This is a genomic window from Bacillus sp. FDAARGOS_235 (assembly GCF_002073415.2).
GTDB lineage: Bacteria > Bacillota > Bacilli > Bacillales > Bacillaceae_G > Bacillus_A > Bacillus_A toyonensis.
In genome coordinates this window covers 5,161,944-5,183,770 of the sequence record NZ_CP020437.2, presented here as the reverse complement: position 1 = coordinate 5,183,770, position 21,827 = coordinate 5,161,944, and the positions used below count along the sequence as shown (strand labels likewise).

The following is a 21,827-nucleotide window of genomic DNA, read 5'->3' as shown; positions in this document are numbered from 1 at the left end:
TAGTTATATCAAGATAATAGCATGACGATATAAAGATAAAATGCAGAGATAGTCTTACAATTGAAATGCTATTATAATTTTGTAATTGGAATGAATTTGATTTACATAAAGAACCAGGAAAAATACTATTATTTGGAGGTATCACGATGAGCCTTTTAATTAGAGAGTTAAAGACAAATGATTTAGACAATTTCCCAGAGATTGATGACAGTTTTATAGTGAATGCTCGGTTAATTCTTTCTCTTTCAAAAGTAAATAGACGCATAGAATATACAATAGAAGACGTTCCGAGTTATGAAAAAAGTTATTTACAAAATGATAATGAAGAACTGGCGTACAATGAGTATATAAATAAGCCTAATCAAGTAATTTACATAGCACTGTTACATAACCAAATCATCGGATTCATAGTATTGAAAAAAAATTGGAATCACTATGCTTACATAGAAGATATAACGGTGGATAAAAAATATCGTACACTCGGAGTTGGTAAAAGATTAGTTGATCAAGCAAAGCAATGGGCAAAAGAAAGCAACATGCCCGGGATCATGCTTGAAACGCAAAATAATAATGTTACAGCATGTAAATTTTATGAAAAATGCGGATTTGTAATTGGTGGGTTTGATTTTCTTGTTTATAAAGGTTTGGATATGACAAATGATGAAGTTGCAATTTATTGGTATTTTCACTTCGAATGAAAATGTTCTTAACGTTAAACAAACTCAAAATAAAACCCCAATCTCTCCATATTAAAATTAAGAAATTGGGGTTAAGTTATTTAGAACAAGTAACTAATTAATAATCCTGCTGATAATAAGAAGCCGAAAATCGTATTTGTCATCGCTGTTGATTTCATTGCGATGCGCATATACCCGGGATCCTTTGTCCCTTTTTGGAAACTTTGAATTGCAGAGATTGGCTTTCTCAAACCTAAGAACATCACTAATGCCCAAGGGCTTATATAACCCATCAATACAATTATAGCGATCCATAAATAAGCAATGAAAAAGGCTACCGCTAGTGTTACTATTGCTTTTTCTCTCCCAAGGAGGATTACTAATGTCTTTCTTCCACCTTTAATATCTTCTTCGATATCTCGGATGTTATTCGACATGTTGATTGCACCGACTAAAATTCCAATTGGAATGGAAATCAATATACTTTCAACTGTTACAGTATTCGTTTGAATAAAGAAAGCAATGAGTACAAAACATGTCCCCATTAATAACCCAGAAACTAATTCTCCAAACGGGGTGTACGCAATAGGTAATGGACCACCTGTATATAAATAGCCAACCGCCATCCCAATTAGACCAATGACCACTAACCACCAGCTACTATTCATACAAATATAAATACCAATAAAAGCTGCTACTACGTACAATAAAAGCGCAACTGTTAAAACATTTTTCGGCTTCAATCCATGACGGACAATCCCGCCACCAATTCCAACAGAATCAGCTGTATCTAATCCACGTTTGAAATCATAGTACTCATTAAATAAGTTCGTTGCGATTTGCAATGCTAAACATGCAACCATCATCGCAATAAATAAAAGCCAATCAATTTCGGCAACATAAAGTGATGCCACCGTCCCTAAAATTACAGGAGAAAACGTCGCCGTTAATGTATGCGGGCGCGTCATCTTCCATATTAATTTAGCGGAACTAATTTCTTTTTCTGTCCCCATAACTCTGTTCAATCTCCCTACATTATAAGTATAAAATTGCTAGAAGTATCTTTCTATCTATTGCCTACTTCACATCCATTAATTATATCAAACAAATGATTATCCTTTCTAATAAATTCTACTATTAATAAAGTGAAAGATTATGAAATAAAACTTTAATCAGTAGGAGTCCATCCCCCACTGATTAATAGCCCACACCAATCATGCTTTTTCGTGCATCCCGATTTCCACTTAACTCCCTCGCATTCGCCTAATTTTAAGGTGAGATTCTTATCATCCAGCAGCAAAGGGCGGGATGAATAAAAGAGCCTACTCGTATGAGTTGGCTCTTTCTTTTCTTATTTTATAAAACTTCAATAGTTATGCTACATAAAAAAACAAATTTTACTTTTGTAACCCATTAATAATTGTATCTATATTCCATTTCATCATTTTTAAATAAGTATCTCCATCCTCACCTGATTTACCTAGTGAGTCTGTGAAAATTGTACCCGCAATCGGCACGTTTGTTTCTTTTGAAACAGTTTCCATACTACGTCGATCTACACTTGTTTCAACAAATAAAGCCGGAACTTTATTTGTTTGAATTAAACTTACAACATCTCTAATTTGATCTGGCGTACCTTGATTTTCTGAGTTGATTTCCCAAATGTATCCCGTCTTAATACCATATGCTTTTCCAAAGTATTTAAAAGCACCTTCACTAGAAATTAAGAAACGTTTTTCTTCAGGGATTTGATGAATTCTATTTACTGTCTCATCGTGCAACTTTTGAAGTTCGGCTACATACTTGTCGGCATTTTTAGTATAGAACTCTTTATTTTTAGGATCTTCTTTAATTAATGCCTTTTTCACATTTTCAGCGTATACAATACCATTTTTAATATTCATCCATGCATGTGGGTCTGGCTCTTTTTCTAATCCTTTTGTTTCTAAATAAATAGCTTCTACACCTTCACTTACTTTATAAACAGGTGCATCTTTCTCTGATTTATTTGCCGTTTTTAATAGTTTTTTAAACCATGCTCCACCCTCTTCTAAGTTTAACCCATTGTAAAACACCATATCTGCATCTGTCATTTTCATAACATCTTTTGGTAGTGGATCATATTCATGTGGATTAGCTCCAATTGGAACAAGACTATGAATCTCAACTTTATCTCCACCAATTTGCTTCACCATATCATATATAATTGAGTATGTAGTTACAACTTTTAATTTTTCACTGCCCTCTTCTTTTCCATTTGTGTTACTAGAACACGCTGTTAATGCAAATACGAAAATACAAAGTATTGAAAGTATAACATTTTTAAATTTCATTTTTATCCTCCAATCAATTATGACAACTTTGCTCTATTTTTTCTAATTTTGATAGCTCTCCAAAACAAACCTTGTGACGGTGAGAAAAAGAATGCCAATGCGAACAAGAATGTTGCAACGAGAACAATTGTTGCACCTGAAGCAAGATTATAAGAGAAACTAAAATATAGCCCTACTACAGATGAAAGTGCACCAATACCTGCTGCTAAATAAATCATGACCCATAAACGGTTTGTTAATAAATACGCTGTAGCCGCCGGTGTAATAAGCATAGCGACAACTAGAATAATTCCTACAGTTTGAAGTGAAGCAACTGTAACCATTGTAAGAAGAATCATTAAGCCGTAATGAATCCACTTATTTGGCAACCCATAACTTTGCGCCATCGTTGGATCAAAAGTGGATACGAGTAGTTCTTTATAAAACAAAATCACAAGACCAATAATGACAACTCCGATAATAAGTGTCATCCACATATCGGAAGAGCGAACTGATAGAACATTGCCGAATAAAATATGATACAAATCCGAACTACTCTTCATAAAAGTAATTAAAATAATCCCTACGGCAAAAACAGATGTAAACATAATCCCTATTGCCATATCATGTTTAATTCGACTGTTTTGACTTACAAACCCAATTCCAACTGCAGTAATAACACCAGTTAAAACAGCCCCTATGAAATAGTTCATCCCAATCATATAAGAAAGCGCTACTCCGGGAAGAACAGCATGTGAAATAGCATCTCCCATTAAAGCCATACCTCGTAAAATAATAAAACAGCCAATTACGCCACAAATAACGCCTACCATAACGGAAGTTAATAACGCTTTCTGCAGAAAACTGTACTGCATTAATGCATCTATAAATTCTACAATCTTCATGATGAATGTACCTCCGCTGCATTATTAAACAATATGCCGTGATTCACATATGCTTTTGACATAACAGTTGGTTCTAATACTTGCCTTACTTCTCCGTAATGAATTAAGCTCTTATTCAATAATAGTAATTTATCAAAATAGGACTCTGCTTTACTTAGGTCGTGATGTACAACAACAATCGTTTTTCCTTCTTTGCGTAATTCTCTAAGAATTTTAATAATTGTCTCTTCACTTGTCACATCAATTCCAACAAACGGTTCATCTAAGAAGAAGATTTCCGCCTTTTGCGCTAAAGCTCTCGCTAAAAAGACACGTTGTTGTTGCCCTCCTGAAAGCTCACCAATTTGACGATTCTTAAATTCCTCCATACCGACTTTTTTTAGACATTCAAAAGCCCAATCTCGATGCTCTTTCTTCGGTCTTTTCATCATCCCTAAAGATGGATACGTTCCGATTAGCACCACATCTAAAACTGTAATCGGGAAATCCCAATCTATATCACTTCTTTGTGGTACATAAGCAACATGTTTTCTAGCGCTCCGAATATCCTCTCCAAGAACTTGAACGTATCCCTTATCATTTGGGATTAAATCTAGAACAGCTTTCATTAAAGTAGATTTTCCCGCTCCGTTTGGACCAATAATTCCAACGAGTTTCCCTTTTTCAATATCGAAGGAAACATTTTGAACTACTTGATTCCCTTGATAAGATACAAACAAATCTTTGACAATTATAGCCTCATCCATTTTTTATGCATTCCCCTTTCTTTTTTTCATCTATATAATTATTTTGCAATAAGGCAACTTTTAAACAAAAAAATATAATGCGAATGGAAATCCGCACTTAAGTTTCCTTAAGGAAACTTTTTTATATGAGTCAAATTATATAAGCTGTACGCAAATTTGTAAACCGCTTTTTATTACTTTATGAATATATCGTGAAAACTTGCCTCTAAAAAACAAAAATATCAAACTTTTCTCAATTCATTTTGACACACATATTAGCCAATGCTAATATGATTAAAGAATAACATATTAGTAATTACTAATACGAATGGAGAGGATACAATTGTGCAACTCAAATGATTCAGATGTAAAAGCCAAGTTCATCCGTGGCTTTGCTGATAAAACAAGATTACAAATTCTTCAATGTATGATGGATGGTGAAAAAACAGTATCTGAAATTGTGGAAATCACGCAAGGAAATCAGTCAAATATATCTCAGCACTTAAACTGTTTAAAAGGATGCGGAATCATTCTAGGTAGACAGGAAGGAAAATACGTCCACTATTCCTTACGCAATAAGCAAATTGAACAGTTACTCACTATGTTTGATGTCGTTTTTCATGAAGTACAAAATGAAGTAGCGTCATGTGATAAAAACGATGCTTGTTTATCTCAAAAAGGAGAAAACTGTCATGACAAATAAGAACGGGAAGGAAAAACAAACTTCATCATGTTGTTCTTCAAAAAAAGAGATTCTGATTGTTCCTATTGCTAAGGAAACCTCTTGTTGTAGTACTGAAAAAGAAATAGAAGATTCGTCATGTTGCTCCTCTAAAAAAGAGATTCCAATTATCCCTATCACGAAGGAAACCTCTTGTTGTAGTAGTAACAATGATTCTATAAAAGCAGAAAATAGCTCTTCCTGCTGTTCATCTGAATTAGCTCTAGAAAAAGAACAAACGACATCAAAGTCTTCTTGCTGTAGTGACAACTCATGCGAAGATCCATCTCCTCCTCGTGCTACTCAGAAAATAGTAGGAGACGGTGTACAAACATACGTAGTGGACGGAATGGATTGCGGTGCGTGTGCCTTAACAATCGAAAAGCATCTACAAAATGTTTCAGGCGTAGAAGAAGTTCGAGTAAACTTTGCTACTGGAAAAATGCATATTCGTCATGACCGCGATGTGGATGACATTATAAAAGAAGTGTCTAATGCAGGGTTTGGGGCTTCCTTAGCAGGAGCCCGCAGAGGGTCCGCTCCTGTTCAAAAAGCTAAAAATACAACTTTAATTCTTTCAGGATTATTTTTAGCTTTAGGGTTTGGAGGAAGTTTTACAAACATATCACCTCTTCTTATTACACTTCTCTATGCGGCGAGTATCGGTATCGGTGGTTATAAACCTGCTAAAAGCGCCTTTTATGCAATTAGAAGTAAATCACTTGATATGAATGTTCTTATGATCTCAGCTACAATTGGTGCTGCATTAATTGGTCAATGGCTAGAAGGTGCAACCGTTGTTTGGTTATTTGCATTAGGTGCAACTTTGCAAAATAAATCAATTGAACGTACACGAGAATCTATTCGCGGATTAATTGATTTAGCACCGTCAGAAGCTTGGGTACAAGTTGGAACTGAACTTATAAAAAAATCTGTAGATGATATTGCAGTGCGTACAACAATTGTTGTAAAACCTGGTGAAAAGATCCCATTAGACGGCACAGTTACAGGCGGTACTTCTACTGTAAACCAAGCTCCGATAACTGGTGAATCTATCCCAATTGATAAACAAATTGGTGATTCCGTATATGCGGGGACGATTAATGAGGAAGGTTCACTTGAGATTACAGTAACTAAACTCGTTGAGGATACTACGTTATCTCGAATTATCCACCTTGTAGAGGAAGCACAGGAAAAGAAAGCACCGACAGAAGCATTTTTGGATCGTTTCGCAAAAATCTATACACCTATCGTTTTTGTATTAGCAATCGGTGTCATGATCATCCCTCCCCTTCTTGGTATGGGCGAATGGATGGAATGGATTTATAAAGGGTTAGAACTTCTTGTTGTTGCGTGTCCTTGTGCTTTAGTTATCTCAACTCCTGTTGCAATCGTATCTGCAATAGGAAATGCCGCAAGAAACGGTGTACTCATTAAAGGTGGTACTGCACTAGAAATTGCAGGTGCATTAAATGCTATTGCGTTTGATAAAACAGGTACATTGACTGAAGGAAAACCAAAAGTAATGCATGTGCGAAGCTTACATTGTACGGAAGATGAATTATTATCAATTGCCGCAACAATTGAAGAATATTCTAATCATCCCATTGCAAAAGCCATTACAGCATATGCTAAGGAGCATCAAACTTCTATCCAAAGTGGAACGGACTTCCGCGCTATTGTAGGGAAAGGTGCGCAAGTCACAATAGATGGCGAAACATACTACGCTGGAAATAAAGCATTATATGAAGAGTTTGGAATTTCGCTTCAAATGTGGAATGAACCAGTTCGAGAGATGCAAAGAATTGGTCAAACCGTGATACTTGTTGGAACGAACAAAGTTATTTTAGGAATGATTTCAGTAGCAGATTCCATTCGCTCTACTACTTATGAAACGATTCAAGAATTAAAACGAGCAGGTATTCAGGAAACTGTTATGTTAACAGGAGACAACGAAGGAACAGCTGAACATATTGCACAGAAAGCAAAAATAGATCGTTATTTTGCTAACTTACTTCCAGAAGACAAAGTGCATGCTGTAAAACAACTTCAATCTGAAGGAAAAACAGTAGCTATGATTGGGGACGGTATTAATGATGCCCCTGCCCTCGCTACTGCAAATCTAGGAATTGCTATGGGCGGTGCTGGAACTGATACAGCAATGGAAACGGCAGATATTGTATTAATGGCAGATAATCTTGAAAAACTTCCGTATACGATGAAACTTAGCCGGAAAGCATTGTACATTATTAAACAAAATATATGGTTCTCATTGATTATTAAATTTATTGCCCTTTCCTTTATCTTCCCAGGCTGGCTTACTCTTTGGATGGCTGTACTAAGTGATACAGGCGCTGCGCTTATTGTAATCCTAAACAGTATGCGTTTATTACGAAACAAATAATAAGATGCGGGGCTACCTAGTAGCTCCGTACCTTAAATAAATTTTGAAAGGATGTACATATGAAAAAAATGCGTGTCATTACATTACTCATGCTTATTTCTATCATTACGATTTTAGGAGCATGTAGTGATAGTAAATTAAGAGATTCACTCGATTGGGATGTAGAAAAGTTTACATTTACAGATCAAAATGGCAAAAAGTTTGGTTCATCTGAATTGAAGGATAAAGTTTGGGTAGCCGATTTTATTTTTACAAGTTGTGAAACCGTTTGCCCTCCTATGACAGCTAATATGGCAAAACTTCAAAACATGTTGCAAAAAGAAGGTATTAAAGATGTAGAGTTTGTATCGTTTAGTGTAGATCCTGAAGTGGACACACCTGAAAAAATAACAGAGTTTATGAAAGTATATGAAATGGATGCGAAGCGAACTCATTTTTTAATAGGGTATACACGACCAGAAATTGAAAAGTTTGCAAAAGATAACTTCCAAACACTTGTAACGAAACCAGAAAACAATACACAAGTTATACATGGTACAAGCTTTTATCTTGTAGATAAAGATGGGAAAGTTGTAAAGAAGTATTCAGGTCTTCAAAACACACCATATGAAGATATGATCCGTGATATTAAAAGAATTCGCTAATTAAAAACTACTTATTATGTTTCTATTAAACTTAAAAAATCCGAGGTGTTTATATGAAAAAAAGCAAAGTTCTCACATCAAATTATTGTTCGTTGCCACATTGATCATTTTCGCTGCTGTTACAGCTTTCGTCGTGTTAAATAAAGAAGATAAAGTTGCGACAAATAAAGTAATAAAAGATTTACCCCCTATTGGCAAGCAACCTACTTTAGGAAAAGAAGATGCACCAGTCTCTATTATCGAGTTTGGCGACTTTAAGTGTCCTGCTTGTAAAGCATGGGGTGAGCGCATCTTCCCTCAGCTTCAAAAAGACTATATCGATACAGGGAAAGTTAAATTTTCATATGTAAATGTTTTATTCCACGGAACGGAATCTAAATTGTCTGCTTTAGCTGCTGAATCTGTTTATAAACAAGACCCACAAGCCTATTGGAGCTTCCATAAAGAATTATTTAACGCACAGCCAGCAAATCACGATGATCCATGGATTACTCCTGAAAAACTATTAGAAATTGCGAAAACATATACACCAAGTATTAATACCGTTCAACTTGAAGAAGATTTGAAAAAACAAACAGCGCAAGAAGAAGTAAATAAAGATGAAAAGCTAACGCAAGATTACGGTGTAGAACAAACACCCAGCATTGTCATTAATGGAACGATGTTGTCTGATCCTTATGATTATGAACAAATCAAAAATTTAATTGAAAAAGCATTAAAGGACAAGAAATGATGAATACAACAAATAAGCATTTTGAATGGCGTAATTACACTTTATATTTTGCATGGATTGTATCAATGATAGCGACACTAGGTAGTCTATTTTTCAGTGAGATTCTTGGGTTCATACCGTGTGAATTGTGCTGGTACCAACGAATTATGATGTATCCGCTCTGTATTATTTTAGGCATTGCAACGTTCTATAATGAAAAGAATATGAAAAAATATGTATTACCAATTTCTATTATCGGCGGGAGTATTTCACTTTATCACTATGCAATACAAAAAATCCCTGGCATTTCAGAGATTAACCCGTGCGTGCAAGGTGTCCCTTGTAATGTCGATTATATTAATTGGTTAGGTTTTATAACGATCCCCTTCTTAGCGTTAATTGCTTTTTCTTTCATTACTTTGTTTATGTTGTTAACGAGATCGAATTAATAAAAACATTATGTAAAGGTAGCTCTACAGAGAGGAGACCGTATGATGTCAAAGATTGTACCGATATTTTTATTAGTAAGTCTATTAATTGGCTGTATTTCCATTAATGATTCATCACCTACTAAGAACAACAACACACAAAATCAATTACAAGAAACAAAAAATAATGATACACATTTTAAAGGTGATACGCTAGAAACGACAGCTACTGTAGAAGCTCTTCCTTCTTTCTTATCATCAACTAAAAACGGACAAGTCTCACAAATTTATGGAATGGTAGGAAAAGATATCGAACTCTTACAATGGATTCCTTGTTATTGTGGGTGTGCTGAAAACTCAGGACATACAAGTAATAAAGATTGTTTTATCCGGGAGATGAAAGAAAATGGTCAAGTTACATGGAATTCACACGCTATGAATCACGCAGAGTGTGTAGATATCGCTTTCCAAGCTGTTTTAATGAAACAAAACGGAGCGTCTCCTTTAAAAATTCGAGAAAACATCGATAAACAATATAAAAAAGACGGTGTAAAAGCTACTCCAACGCCGATGCCAAGTGCTTAACATAATAAAATTATTTATTACTAAAAAACAGCCATCAATATGGCTGTTTTTTAGTAATTGATTGTTGTAATTTTCCCAAACGATAAAGAGACTTCTCTAGTCAGGTACATAAAGTTTATTTGTTTCATATTCAATTCGTATTATGCAACAACCTCAAATTTCAATGTGTTTCGATTTACTACGATATATTCACCTTTTGATTTATTCATTACTAGAGAGACTTCGTTAGTATGTGTTATTTCAAAACTATCATTTTGTATATCCACCAATAATTTTACTTCCATATCACTATTTCCATATTTCAAGCCACTATAAGATAATTTCGTCATTGTTATCCTCCCTTTTTTATATTAACCTATCTCTATAATACTATAAATTATAACCTTTACGAAAATAGTCTGTTATTACGAATGCATTTGTGCAAAAGACATTCCCGAAAAAATAATTGGTATATAACAAAAAAACCTCCTTATATGAATTGGCTCTTTCTCTACTTACTAATACAGATAGATTTTCTCCTCTTATTTTATAAACTCTCAAATGTTTCTCTAATTCACTCTCATCACCTAATAGACTCATTGTCTTTTTAACAAAGTTCCAATTTAGACTGCCGGATAACCATAGTAGTGAAGAAAGTCTTTTATAATCATTTATAGTTAAAATGTTATTATTTCCATACCCTTTTAAAAATGCTCTAGTAACTTCCGAACATACTACATGTGACCCTATTCCTTCTGTCCGGGAATACCACTTTATTAAAAAGGCTAGTCCTTCCATACGATCAACATATCCAATCGATTCAAAATCTATAATTCCTTTTACACATTGATTTGCATCCCATATGACATTTAAAGGATTTAAATCTGTTTGTACTATAAACTCTAAATCGCTAGTATGTGCGCATTCTATATGGTACTTAGCGAGATCTATATACCCTCTTAATTTCTTACATGTACCACCCTTATTTTCTAATAGCTTTATAAACTCACCATATCCATCTAAATGTGATCTCTTTTGAAAAGTCGAGCTTTGAAACATACTAGAAATATCATGTATCTTTCTTGCTTCCTTTCCAAGGACTTCTGCCATCGTTTCTGTACAATAAGTAACATGCTCCCCTTCCATCCAAGTAGACAATACAAACCGGTACTGTTCCTCATTCCAAGTGAGTAATGTAAAGCAATCCCCCGCCATATTCTCCTTAATCTGCATAAACGGAATTCCATGCTCTCGTAAATAATACGTAAACCGTACTTGCTCTTTCAATTGTTCATTTGATAACGCCCCAAAGGCCGAATTGATTATTCGATCGCTATTTATAAACCGTGCGGAATACCGATTCCCATTCACCATGATTTTATAGTGTAGATCTGTATGCCAACTGTTCTTATGTAGTTCTTCTTCTACTACTAATGCATGAATTTCTTTAAAATAATTTATTACTACGTCTTTTATTATATGTTTCATCCTATTCTCCTTACATGTAAAAACTTTTGATGATAGGTTTGTAACATACACTTAATTTACTCAAAAGGAAAATAATATCCTACATAATTAAACACATTTGTAAAACCTACATTTTCTACAACGGCCACAGAAGGCTTATTTAATTCCATGCAGTCCCAATATGGAATGATCTTATTCTCCAAACACTCTTTTACGAAACTATGAACTATCGTTTGCGCTAATTTTCTACCTTGGTGACCTTCTATCGTTTCAATATCTATGCAATGTATATTTTCAAAAACGAACCCTGAAAAACATACACTTACAATCAGGTTGTCAAAAACTATACAATAGCCTATTCCCTCATTAAAAAATTCATCAAGCGAGGACCAAAACTCTAAAATTTTTGATTGTAAAAATTCAATATTCTTCAATACATTCCCCTGATTTTCATAGAGAGCTTTACTCATTTTTATCACTGTATACCCTTGTTCAATTTTAGGTTCATAATTACCCTCATAATCCTCTTCCTTTAGCGTATACACCCTTTGATTCCAACTCTTTAATTTACGATATTGAAATATTTTTTCGATTGTTTTATTCCACTTTGAATGATTACCAATTGCTTCAAAGCAATCTAGTCCAGCCTTTCTCGCCTCAGGTTCTATCACATTATCAATAAAACTATTCATTTCATTATTAAACTTTTCATTTTCTGCACTTCCTATAAAAAAGAAGCCATCATTATTCCCTAACCAGATAAGTCCTGAATTAGGAGAATAGATGTTATCTACAAATATACGACCAGGGTTCACCCCTGCAATTACAGCCTTTACTTCTAATTGACCTTTTTAATTTACTAAACCGTTACATTTATAAAAATCATTCATGTTTAATTCAGAAATCATATGTTAAACCACCTTCCTGAAACCGCTCTATTCTAACTTTACCACCATGACAGAATATTCTCTATTCATTTTAACAGTTGTTTAAATCAATAAAAAAGAGCCAATCCCTATAAAATAGAAGATTGGCTCTTTCCTTTATTTACTCCCCTGTATCAGAAAATCGCTTTATACGTTCTCCAATTTCATCGCGAACACGTTGAAATTCAGACCACTCTTTTCCTGCTGGATCATCGAATCCCCAGTGAACACGATTTACGTGCGGAGGTGTCGAAGGACAAGCAGAATCTGCATGACTACAAAGGGTAACGACTAAATCAGCGTTATTTAAAATATTTACATCAATTATATCCGAAGTTTGATTTGTTATGTCGATATTTACTTCTTTCATCGCTTTAATAGCATTTGGATTTACTCCGTGTGCTTCAATACCTGCAGAATATACATTCCACTTATCACCTACATATTGTTTGCCCCATGCTTCTGCCATTTGGCTTCGGCATGAATTTCCTGTGCATAAGAAATAAATTGTCTTTTTGTTTTCCATGTTGTTTTCCGCCTTTGTTTTTAAATTATACTGGCTGATCACTAAAATATTTTCTCTTAAACCAAAAAGCGACGTTTACAAGTGCAATCATTACAGGTACTTCCACTAACGGCCCGATAACAGCTGCAAATGCTGCGCCTGAATGAATACCAAACACACCAACTGCTACAGCAATCGCTAACTCAAAGTTATTACTACCTGCTGTAAATGCTAACGTTGTCGTTACCGGATAGTTTGCACCAATTTTTCTTCCCATAAAGAAAGAAACAAAAAACATCACAATAAAATAGATTAATAACGGAATTGCTATTCTTACCACATCTAATGGTACGCTAACAATCATTTCCCCTTTTAAAGAGAACATAATGATAATTGTAAATAGCAATGCAATCAATGTAAGTGGACTAATTTTAGGTATTAACACCTTTTCATACCACTGTCTTCCTTTTAACTTAACGAGTACAAAGCGTGTCAACATGCCTGCTATAAAAGGAATTCCTAAGTAGATAAATACTGATTTCGCTACTTCTATCATTGTAATATCGACAATAGCTCCTTCAATCCCTAACCATTCTGGAATGACTGTTACAAACACGTATGCATAAACGGAGAAGAATAACATTTGGAATACTGAATTAAAAGCCACTAAACCTGCCGCATACTCTTTATCCCCATCTGCAAGATCGTTCCAAACAATCACCATTGCAATACAACGTGCTAAACCAATCATAATGAGCCCGACCATATACTCTGGCTTATCAGGAAGAAAAATAATTGCTAAAACAAACATAAGTACAGGTCCAATAATCCAGTTTTGTACTAAAGATAAAACCAATACTTTTACGTCTTTAAACACTCGGCCCATTTTCTCGTAACGAACTTTCGCTAATGGTGGATACATCATGACAATTAAACCAACAGCAAGCGGGATAGACGTTGTTCCAACTTGTAATGTATTCAGTCCGTCTACTACACTAGGAAACACAAACCCTAAACCAATCCCAACAGCCATAGCTAGAAAAATCCATAGTGTTAAATATCGATCTAGAAAAGATAAACGTTTCATTTTATTTTCCATCTCCTATTAACAACAAGAATTTTTAGCTACCTCATTTGAAGTCGTGCAACAAGATGCCTCTTCTATTGTATGAACATCACTCTGTGCTTTCGTATAAAAGAATTCCCACTCGTTCCCATCAGGATCTGTTACCCAAAACTTATCCTGAACCGCATAGCAACAAGTCGTATCCATCTCATCACGCGCAAAGAAACCTTCTTTTTCTAATCTTTCTTTATGCAATGTAATTTCTTCAGCTGTATCCACTTGGAAACCGAAATGATTTACTTGATTTCCCTTCACTTCATCTCTTACGTTCAGTGTAAAATTAAGTCCTGGCGTCTCTAATAAAAATTTTGCATAATCCACTTTCACCTTAACTGGTGACACACCAAATACCTTTTCGTAGAATTCGATAGACTTCTCTAAATCCGTAACATTTATACCGACGTGAACATATCTCATAGCTTATTCCTCCTCTTATATATTATTAATCAATTTTTTTTGATTAATAACGCAAAATTTTAACAGCAACTACCTTTGCCTGTTTTTCTAAAGATACAGCACAATTCTTCTGATAATAAATTATTTACTTCCACATCATTTAAATCATAATAACTCCACGTACCTTTTGTTTCTTTTATAATTAAACCTGCATCTAATAAAATCTTTAAATGATAGGACAACTTAGATTGCGTCATTTCAAAAACCTCCGTTAAATCACATACACACGTCTGGCCTCGCTGACAAAGCTCATACATAATCTCTAAACGCTTTTGATCCGCCAACGCTTTAAACTTTTTCTCATAGAGCTGAAAATCTTGCGCCACTGTAGTTCACTCTCTCTTCATCAATTTTTTTTGATGTTTATAGTATATATGCTGATTAATTTATTATGCAACTAATTAATCAAATTTTTTCGATTTATAAAAACTTCCTCACGTCATATCTTTGCTACAACTAAAAAGGACCATAGCCTTTTCAAAAATAAAAAACTACGGTTCTTTTTACAACTTAATAGTTACAATATTTCCGAGGAATGGAGTCTCTATAACCGTTTTAAATTTTAATTTGACCATTATAGAGTAGTGCTTCATCACTATCAAGCTAAGAAAAACAAATACCCCCAAATGAAAAAAATCGATATAACGCTTCGGCAAATAAAGATAACTCTTGTTTTTGTTGCATATTCATAAAAAGCACATTACTATTCTCATTAACATAAGAGAATAGTAATGTGCTTTTAATTTCAAAAATAGTCTAAATCCTTAAGTTGATGGTTGTGGGGCGGGCCCCCAATAAGAACGGTATCTAAGGTTGTATGAGAGGTGTTAGTTCCATTCCAAAGGCCTCAGCCGATGATTAACTCAAGTACCGATTTCGGATGACCCCCATGTGATGAAGTTCGTGTCCTGCGATGCCGTACGCGAGGGCGCGCACCGTAATGCTTAGGTTGTTGGCTGTGCCCTTGCGGGTCCACTCCTCCGCCGGTAGCCCGCGCAGCAATGTGATCGTTGATTGCCGTACGGCCCGGTAGTCTTCGGCCAATTGCTCGGTTGTCCAGCTTCCGAAAGGAGGTATGAACAATTCCTGATCGAAACCGGTCAGAGGCGTCTGGTCCCCTCTTGCGAACCGGAGCAGGCGGTAGGTCATGACGCGTTCCGCGTCTGCAATGTGGCCCACGACTTCTTTCAGCGTCCATTTTCCTTCCGCATACCGATATGCGGCCTGGCTTTCGGTCAACGATGCCAGGAGCTCGGTCATTTGCTTTTCCTGGGCGAGCAGAATATCGATGATGTTACCGTCCGGTACCAAACGGATATATTCGCCAGAGTTCCCGGCGTACTCTTCTTCTGACGGTCTTTGATTCATGCGTAGTCACCTCTTTATGTATATATAGAAAATTATAGCACTCGTCTATGTCTAATAAATTCTCGAAATGATAGAGCTTTCCTTCTAATAATTGAGGATAAGCAACTATTTAGTTTGTCGGTCGCCACACTATCCTGATTCGTTAGCACCATAAGCAATGCTAATCAATAATGCATAAAGTGAAACTTTAATCAGTGGGGGTTTTCTTCATCCCCCACTGATTATTAGCCCTCACCAATCGGACTTTTATGGGCAGTTGATCCCCCACCTAACTTCTTTGCTTTCGCTGCATTTTGAGGTGGGGGTCTTACTGCCCATTAAAGCGGGATAAAAATTATCTGTTATACAATATTTCGAAGTTATTTATATATAAAGGTAACACCTTCTTTTTTAATTTAAAGGTGGATTTTCAATTATATTTTGAAATCAATCGGAGTAAAACACACTAGTATAACTACTTTTTTATACAAGATTTTATGCAAAAAAGAATAGCGAAGATCCCTAGAATCTCCGCTATATCAATGATGTATAAAATCTTGTATAAGTGATAGATAGACATAGAGACAAAAGATTTAGTAAAAACAAGGATTCTATGAAAAACTTGCTACCGATAATGAGACGTTATGTTAACCGAATATGTATATCATATACAAAAAAATCACACGATGTATTACTCCTCGCTAATGGTATAATAAGGAAAGACGGAAGGAGAATCTCAATGAATTTCATACAATTTTTTGATGTTACATTTAATATGCTGTATACGTTTTTTTCAAAAGGAATTTGGATAGTCCTCTTCTTCTTTTTCTTGAATAAGTTATACGAGAACCAAAAATTGATGGCAACATCACGTGTAATTACTGCCGTTCTTCTTGGGCTTTATCTCTTATACATTATTTTAGGACCCCTATTCTACTTCCAATAACGAGAATTATGTAAATAAGCTGTCCATGTGGACAGCTTATTGTTTTTTTGCTTAGCATGCAAAATTCGTGTCTTGTTGGCGGTACCACATTGCCATCAACCTAAGCTTTTGAGATACCCCCCATAACGAAATTTCCACCTTTTTACAGTTATTTATGAGAATTCAGCTCATTTTTTCGTTTTGGGGAACAATCAATTTCTTAAGTTGATGGGTATGTGATAATGCTTCCATTTGAACAAATTTTCCTTTTCCATACCGATCACACATCTTTTGTAGAGTAATAGTATCAGCATATCCCAGTTTAAGAGGTTACTTACAAAATATTCGAAATTTTTTTGCGAGAATCCTCCGAAATGTAATACGGACTTTAAATATTTTCATTTATAATTCTCTATTTGTCTATACTTTTCATACCGCTGTTGTATAAGCTCTTCCGAGGATAATAGTATCAATTTTTTTAGAGATGATTCGATTACAGATTCAATCATTTTTGCCTGTGATTTTATATCATTTTGTGCTCCACCTTTAATTTCAGGAATGATTTCATCAATAATTCCTAAATGTTTTAAATCTTTTGCTGAAATTTTCATATGTTCAGCAGCTTCTGGAGCATACTTAGCGTCCTTCCATAGGATAGATGCTGCTCCTTCTGGCGAAATTACCGAGTACCATGAATACTCTAACATATGGATATGGTTACCGACACTAATGCCAAGAGCTCCACCACTTGATGCCTCTCCAATTACAATACAAACAATCGGCACTTTAAGTGTAGTCATTTCAAATAGATTTCGAGCTATCGCTTCAGAAATTCCACGTTCTTCAGACCCTATCCCTGGATAGGCGCCTATTGTATCAATAAATGTAATAATAGGGCGATTAAATTTATCAGCTTGTTTCATAAGTCTTAGCGCTTTTCTATAACCTTCTGGATGTGCCATTCCAAAATTTCTTTCTATACTTTCCTTTGTATTTCTACCTCTTTGATGACCAATAACCGTAACGGGCATTCCTTTAAATTTTGCAATACCACCCATCATTGCTTTATCATCACCATATAATCGATCACCATGAAGTTCGAGAAAGTTTGTAAACAATAAAGGTATATAGTCCAATGTCGTGGGTCGGTTACGTAGCCTTGCAATTTGAACTCGTTGAAAAGGTGTAATATTAGAATAAATTTTATCTTGCATTTTATTTAAACGTTTTTCTAATTCATGAATTTCTGACGATAAATCTACATTATTTTCTTTCATAATTTTCTTTAATTCATCAAATTTCTCTTTTAATTCAATAATAGGACGTTCAAAATGCAAACTCATTTTATCCTCCAAATGTTATGACTTACCTCACTCTAATCAAAAGGCTTAGAAATAGAATCAATAAATAATTCAAAACCATCCACAACTATTTTTTGTTCTGATTCTGATAAATTATTGAGAATACTTTGATAAAATGTAATGGATTGCTCTCTTAAGCAATTAACAGTTATGTGACCTTTTTCTGTGAGGTGCAGAAAAAGTTCTCTTCTATTTTTTTCATTTACTTCACGATAAATAAGCCCCTTTTTTACTAACTTATCTACCAATCTACTTACAGTTGAAGTCTCTAATCTAAGTTTATTGGATAGTTGCCAAACAGTTAGTTTTTCCACCTCTAGTTCCTCTAACGCCATCATTTGAGAAGTTGGTAAAGGTTTTTCAAATGGTCCATTGGGCAAATTTTGAGATTCAAAAACCCCAGTTATTATAATCATTTTCTTAATATCTGTCCTTAGTTTTAAGGCATCTTCTCTTTTCAAAAAGGTCACCCTCCTACAACTAATGTATCATACATCAATTGTATTATACATGAATATGATTTTTTCACAAGCTTAACGTAAGCCAATATTACAACATGGACGAGATATTTCTTCTTGTTAAAATGGTATAAGTGGATTGTTTTCTACAAATGGCAGAACATCAATTATGTATCAGGGGCCTTTATGGGGTACCGCTCATCGCAATCAAGCCAAGAAAATAAAACTACCCCAAAAACGAAACTTTGTGATAACTTGTAACAAAAAAATCATAATTTTTTGGGGAGTTCTAAATTCTTAAGTTGATGGGCATGGGGTAGCACCACATCGCCATCAAGCTAAAATTTTATAGCACCCCCAGAACGAAATTTTGTACTATCTTGTAACAAAATGCTCATTTTTTCGTTTTGAGGTATTTGCGTTTCTTAGTCTGATGGTGATGGGGTGGGGCCCTAAACAGTACAATTTTATTTCAAAGACACAACGATCTTACTACACACTTTTTATTTATCCCACACTCTCATCTGCTAGTATTACTATTTTTTATTACTAATGTTGCCGTTTCACTCGGATGGCTAAGAGGAAAATGATGGCCATATGGAACAAAATCAACCTTACCAAGATGCGATGGAGCAGAATAGCCTCTGTCATAATCCCCCCAAATAATGTGAAGATTATACTTTGTTACTTCACTGAAATCACCTTGATTGTTTTTCAGTAGTAAACTATTAAGCTGAACCGTAGTATTTAAAATTCTAGGAGAAGTAAAACTGTTACTTATTTTTTCGATATAATGTTCAGGGATGCTCTCCATACTTTCAAACAAACCATTACTTAATAAATAACGCCCTATCAAATTAGTAGTTGCCAATTTTAATGTCCATTTGTTCATAAATTGGGGAACATTTAGCGATGTAGCATTTTTTTTAGCAACAGGTGGCTGAAGTAAAGTGATTGAATACTTCTTATCTATGTACTTTTGTACCAATGCTTCCAGAAGAATAAACGCACCGAATGAATGGCCAATTAGATGTGCACCATTAGTAGCTTTCTCCAATAACTTTTTCACTACATTCAAATAGATATCTAGAAGATTTTTCTCTTGTTTAAAAGGAGAACGTCCCAAACCTGGAAGGTCCAAAATCCATACAGGTTGACCAGTTTTTTCATGAAGCTCTTGTGCTAAAGGAAATAAATCCTCTCCATCACTCAATAAACCATGTAATAAAATAAACGGTTTACCCTCTCCTTGTAATTGGTAAAGGGTAGTGTTATCGCATAATGTTCGTTTAAATAAATGATTATGCTGGCCATTTTGATACATCATTCGATAATCCAGATCAGCTACTACGGCAGGGAAAAATTTCATTACACTCGTCTTCTTAAACCAATCTCCTCCCATAATTTTTTTCGCTGAAACATTTGAAAATTTTCGTTTTGTAATAAAATTCAGTCCATCAGAAGGAATTTTTGTTATTTTACTTACTCCACTATTCATAATTGCTTTCATAAGTGGCATTGGGACAGAGATTTTTGGTGCCCTCATATTCATACTTTCCGACATAATACTTAATAATTCAGCAATGTTCTGATCGTGCGGTTTGTCTTCAACAAGTGTATATGTTTGAATAGTCGGTTGTTCCAATCTAAAAACTTGCACAATAAACTTCGCAAGCTCATCGTTTGAAATAAGTGGTAACCTATATCCCTTACCTCCAGGAATCATTGGCATGAGCCCTCTTCGCATACTCATCACAAGCAAACCTAATCCTGCTATCTGCTCTGTACTCCCTGTTTTACTACTACCGACTACAGTTGGCGGATTAATTACAGAAAGCGGATAACCTACTGCTGATGCCTGGTTACGGATATAAAGATCTGCTAAAAATTTTGTTCTCTCATATGGATTTTTTATTTTCAAATAATTGTTTCCTTCTTTAAACACATCAATTGCAATCTTGCTATTTTTATCATCAAAGGGACTCATATAACCTACAACATGAATAAATTGTTGCAAGCCCTTCAATTGATAAATACTTTTAGCTAATTCACTAATATGTTTTGCGCCATTTAAAAATACGGAAGCTGCCTCTTTACTTGTCGCTTGAATATCCATGGGGCCTCCTGCGTGAATAATCACATCCGTTTTCAATACCCTCTCCTTATCTTCAGCACTTAGACCTAAATCTATTTTCGTCAAATCACCTTCAATAAAGTGCATAACTTCCTTTTTTAAGATGCCTCTTTCTTGAAAAAGGCGTATTGCTTTACTTTTCGACCTCACTAAAAGAAGAATTTTAACATCCTCTTTGGCTAATTCTTTCACTAATTGCTTTCCAATAAAGCCTGTTCCACCAATTAAAAATACTGTTCTCATATAAGATCCTCCTTTTAGTACTAATCAGTACTAATTTGATGTAAAAAAAATGCTTCTTTTATCGAAGCAATTTTAAAAAATGATCTGCTGTTTTCGTAATTACAGTTGCATCCTTCAATGTTTCTGAAATAAATAACGCTCCTTCAAGATTTGTAATAAAAAGTGATGCAACCTCATCAATATGAATCGTATTTCTGAATTCTCCATTCTCTACCCCTTGTTTAAGTAATAGAGAAACTTTCTTTTGTAATCCTGTAAAAAAAAGACCTATTTTTTCTTTTATTTGCGTGGCCTGTTTAGGACTTTGAATATAAAGAGTAATAAATGGACAGCTCCCCTTATACTCTCTCGACTGAACTCCTTGTGATAATTGCTTTAAAAACAGTTGGATACGATCTTCAACTAAAAATTGGTTCTGAGAAAGTACGTCATCAATTGCAGATTGATACATTTCAATCCAATAATCAACGACCCCTTCTAATAATACTTCCTTATTAGAAAAGTGATAATACACATTAGACTTTGAAACTTTGCTTACACGTACTAATTCATCCATACTTGTATAAGCAAACCCTTTTTCTAAAAATAATGTTGCAGCTACTTCAATCACACGTTTTTGATTCATTAATTTTACCTTTGTCATAACTAGAACTATACAGTACTAATTTAAACATTGCAAGTATTTATGTTAATTTAGAAAAAAATTTGATAAAAAAATTCCACTAACATTGATTTTACTGTAAAAAAATCTTATTTTGAATAAAGTTGAACTGAACCCTGAAATTGT

General features: G+C 34.6%; 24 protein-coding genes. 8 read left to right on the top strand and 16 right to left on the bottom strand.

Annotated elements, in window-relative coordinates; genetic code table 11:
* Positions 1-146 precede the first annotated feature (146 nt).
* Positions 147-698, top strand: coding sequence for a streptothricin N-acetyltransferase SatA (gene satA / locus A6J74_RS29130; RefSeq protein WP_000054747.1), 552 nt, complete (start codon positions 147-149; stop codon positions 696-698).
* Between the two features lie 80 nt (positions 699-778).
* Here satA and menA read toward each other — a convergent pair whose 3' ends face one another.
* The 4 genes from menA to A6J74_RS29110 all read right to left on the bottom strand — a co-directional run bounded on the left by menA (position 779) and on the right by A6J74_RS29110 (position 4,640).
* Positions 779-1,690: a 1,4-dihydroxy-2-naphthoate polyprenyltransferase gene (menA, locus tag A6J74_RS29125; protein WP_000536357.1), complete on the bottom strand. Its 912-nt coding sequence runs from the start codon at positions 1,688-1,690 to the stop codon at positions 779-781.
* 384 nt (positions 1,691-2,074) lie between these two features.
* Positions 2,075-3,010: a manganese ABC transporter substrate-binding protein/adhesin MntA gene (gene mntA, locus A6J74_RS29120; protein ID WP_000669587.1), complete on the bottom strand. Its 936-nt coding sequence runs from the start codon at positions 3,008-3,010 to the stop codon at positions 2,075-2,077.
* A 17-nt stretch (positions 3,011-3,027) separates the two neighbouring features.
* Positions 3,028-3,894 (bottom strand): metal ABC transporter permease, encoded by an 867-nt coding sequence (locus A6J74_RS29115; protein ID WP_000706180.1) that lies wholly within the window; start codon positions 3,892-3,894, stop codon positions 3,028-3,030.
* On the bottom strand, positions 3,891-4,640 hold the full coding sequence (locus tag A6J74_RS29110) for a metal ABC transporter ATP-binding protein (protein WP_000343002.1): 750 nt from the start codon (positions 4,638-4,640) through the stop codon (positions 3,891-3,893). The genes A6J74_RS29115 and A6J74_RS29110 overlap by 4 nt, the downstream gene beginning before the upstream one ends.
* Positions 4,641-4,962: 322 nt before the next feature.
* Here A6J74_RS29110 and A6J74_RS29105 point away from each other — a divergent pair, with 322 nt between their 5' ends.
* From A6J74_RS29105 to A6J74_RS29080, 6 genes are read left to right on the top strand one after another with little or no spacing between them, the layout of a single operon-like run.
* Positions 4,963-5,322: an ArsR/SmtB family transcription factor gene (locus A6J74_RS29105; RefSeq protein WP_000336202.1), complete on the top strand. Its 360-nt coding sequence runs from the start codon at positions 4,963-4,965 to the stop codon at positions 5,320-5,322.
* Positions 5,312-7,744, top strand: a complete 2,433-nt coding sequence (locus A6J74_RS29100; RefSeq protein ID WP_000182589.1) for a heavy metal translocating P-type ATPase — start codon at positions 5,312-5,314, stop codon at positions 7,742-7,744. The genes A6J74_RS29105 and A6J74_RS29100 overlap by 11 nt, the downstream gene beginning before the upstream one ends.
* Positions 7,745-7,803: 59 nt before the next feature.
* On the top strand, positions 7,804-8,388 hold the full coding sequence (locus A6J74_RS29095; RefSeq protein WP_000738794.1) for an SCO family protein: 585 nt from the start codon (positions 7,804-7,806) through the stop codon (positions 8,386-8,388).
* A 16-nt stretch (positions 8,389-8,404) separates the two neighbouring features.
* Positions 8,405-9,121, top strand: coding sequence for a DsbA family protein (locus A6J74_RS29090; RefSeq protein ID WP_000479383.1), 717 nt, complete (start codon positions 8,405-8,407; stop codon positions 9,119-9,121).
* Positions 9,118-9,549 carry a disulfide oxidoreductase gene (locus A6J74_RS29085; protein WP_000982254.1) on the top strand — a complete coding sequence of 144 codons (432 nt, stop codon included), beginning with the start codon at positions 9,118-9,120 and terminating at the stop codon, positions 9,547-9,549. Before A6J74_RS29090 ends, A6J74_RS29085 begins: the two co-directional genes overlap by 4 nt.
* Before the next feature lie 45 nt (positions 9,550-9,594).
* Positions 9,595-10,113, top strand: coding sequence for a PCYCGC motif-containing (lipo)protein (locus A6J74_RS29080; RefSeq protein ID WP_000036749.1), 519 nt, complete (start codon positions 9,595-9,597; stop codon positions 10,111-10,113).
* 140 nt (positions 10,114-10,253) lie between these two features.
* Here the strand turns inward: A6J74_RS29080 and A6J74_RS29075 are convergent, their stop codons facing one another.
* From A6J74_RS29075 to A6J74_RS29035, 8 genes are all read right to left on the bottom strand, one after another.
* Positions 10,254-10,442: a hypothetical protein gene (locus A6J74_RS29075; RefSeq protein WP_000164171.1), complete on the bottom strand. Its 189-nt coding sequence runs from the start codon at positions 10,440-10,442 to the stop codon at positions 10,254-10,256.
* Positions 10,443-10,482: 40 nt separating this feature from the next.
* Positions 10,483-11,580, bottom strand: a complete 1,098-nt coding sequence (locus A6J74_RS29070; RefSeq protein WP_000680487.1) for a phosphotransferase — start codon at positions 11,578-11,580, stop codon at positions 10,483-10,485.
* A gap of 56 nt (positions 11,581-11,636) precedes the next feature.
* Entirely contained in the window at positions 11,637-12,383 is a 747-nt protein-coding gene (locus tag A6J74_RS29065; RefSeq protein ID WP_225989616.1) for a GNAT family N-acetyltransferase, read from the bottom strand.
* A gap of 223 nt (positions 12,384-12,606) precedes the next feature.
* The gene (gene arsC, locus A6J74_RS29060) at positions 12,607-13,011 is read right to left on the bottom strand and encodes an arsenate reductase (thioredoxin) (protein ID WP_000428367.1); all 405 of its coding nucleotides are present in this window, start codon (positions 13,009-13,011) and stop codon (positions 12,607-12,609) included.
* A gap of 25 nt (positions 13,012-13,036) precedes the next feature.
* Complete coding sequence (arsB, locus tag A6J74_RS29055) at positions 13,037-14,077, bottom strand: ACR3 family arsenite efflux transporter (protein ID WP_000826585.1); 1,041 nt, start codon at positions 14,075-14,077, stop codon at positions 13,037-13,039.
* An 18-nt stretch (positions 14,078-14,095) separates the two neighbouring features.
* Positions 14,096-14,533 carry an ArsI/CadI family heavy metal resistance metalloenzyme gene (locus A6J74_RS29050; RefSeq protein WP_001270995.1) on the bottom strand — a complete coding sequence of 146 codons (438 nt, stop codon included), beginning with the start codon at positions 14,531-14,533 and terminating at the stop codon, positions 14,096-14,098.
* Between the two features lie 59 nt (positions 14,534-14,592).
* Positions 14,593-14,898 carry an arsenical resistance operon transcriptional regulator ArsR gene (arsR, locus tag A6J74_RS29045; RefSeq protein WP_000046017.1) on the bottom strand — a complete coding sequence of 102 codons (306 nt, stop codon included), beginning with the start codon at positions 14,896-14,898 and terminating at the stop codon, positions 14,593-14,595.
* 532 nt (positions 14,899-15,430) lie between these two features.
* Entirely contained in the window at positions 15,431-15,940 is a 510-nt protein-coding gene (locus A6J74_RS29035; protein ID WP_001076297.1) for a DinB family protein, read from the bottom strand.
* 718 nt (positions 15,941-16,658) lie between these two features.
* Between A6J74_RS29035 and A6J74_RS30760 the strand changes: the two genes are divergently transcribed.
* Positions 16,659-16,865: a hypothetical protein gene (locus tag A6J74_RS30760; protein WP_001009379.1), complete on the top strand. Its 207-nt coding sequence runs from the start codon at positions 16,659-16,661 to the stop codon at positions 16,863-16,865.
* A 377-nt stretch (positions 16,866-17,242) separates the two neighbouring features.
* Here the strand turns inward: A6J74_RS30760 and A6J74_RS29025 are convergent, their stop codons facing one another.
* The 4 genes from A6J74_RS29025 to A6J74_RS29010 form a co-directional block, all read right to left on the bottom strand.
* Positions 17,243-18,187, bottom strand: coding sequence for an acetyl-CoA carboxylase carboxyltransferase subunit alpha (locus A6J74_RS29025; protein WP_000052091.1), 945 nt, complete (start codon positions 18,185-18,187; stop codon positions 17,243-17,245).
* A 32-nt stretch (positions 18,188-18,219) separates the two neighbouring features.
* Positions 18,220-18,666 carry a MarR family winged helix-turn-helix transcriptional regulator gene (locus tag A6J74_RS29020; RefSeq protein ID WP_000817662.1) on the bottom strand — a complete coding sequence of 149 codons (447 nt, stop codon included), beginning with the start codon at positions 18,664-18,666 and terminating at the stop codon, positions 18,220-18,222.
* Between the two features lie 517 nt (positions 18,667-19,183).
* Complete coding sequence (locus A6J74_RS29015) at positions 19,184-21,040, bottom strand: alpha/beta fold hydrolase (RefSeq protein WP_001261109.1); 1,857 nt, start codon at positions 21,038-21,040, stop codon at positions 19,184-19,186.
* A gap of 58 nt (positions 21,041-21,098) precedes the next feature.
* A complete protein-coding gene (locus A6J74_RS29010) occupies positions 21,099-21,665 on the bottom strand; it encodes a TetR/AcrR family transcriptional regulator (RefSeq protein ID WP_001072318.1) in 567 nt (188 codons plus the stop codon).
* Positions 21,666-21,827: the final 162 nt, after the last annotated feature.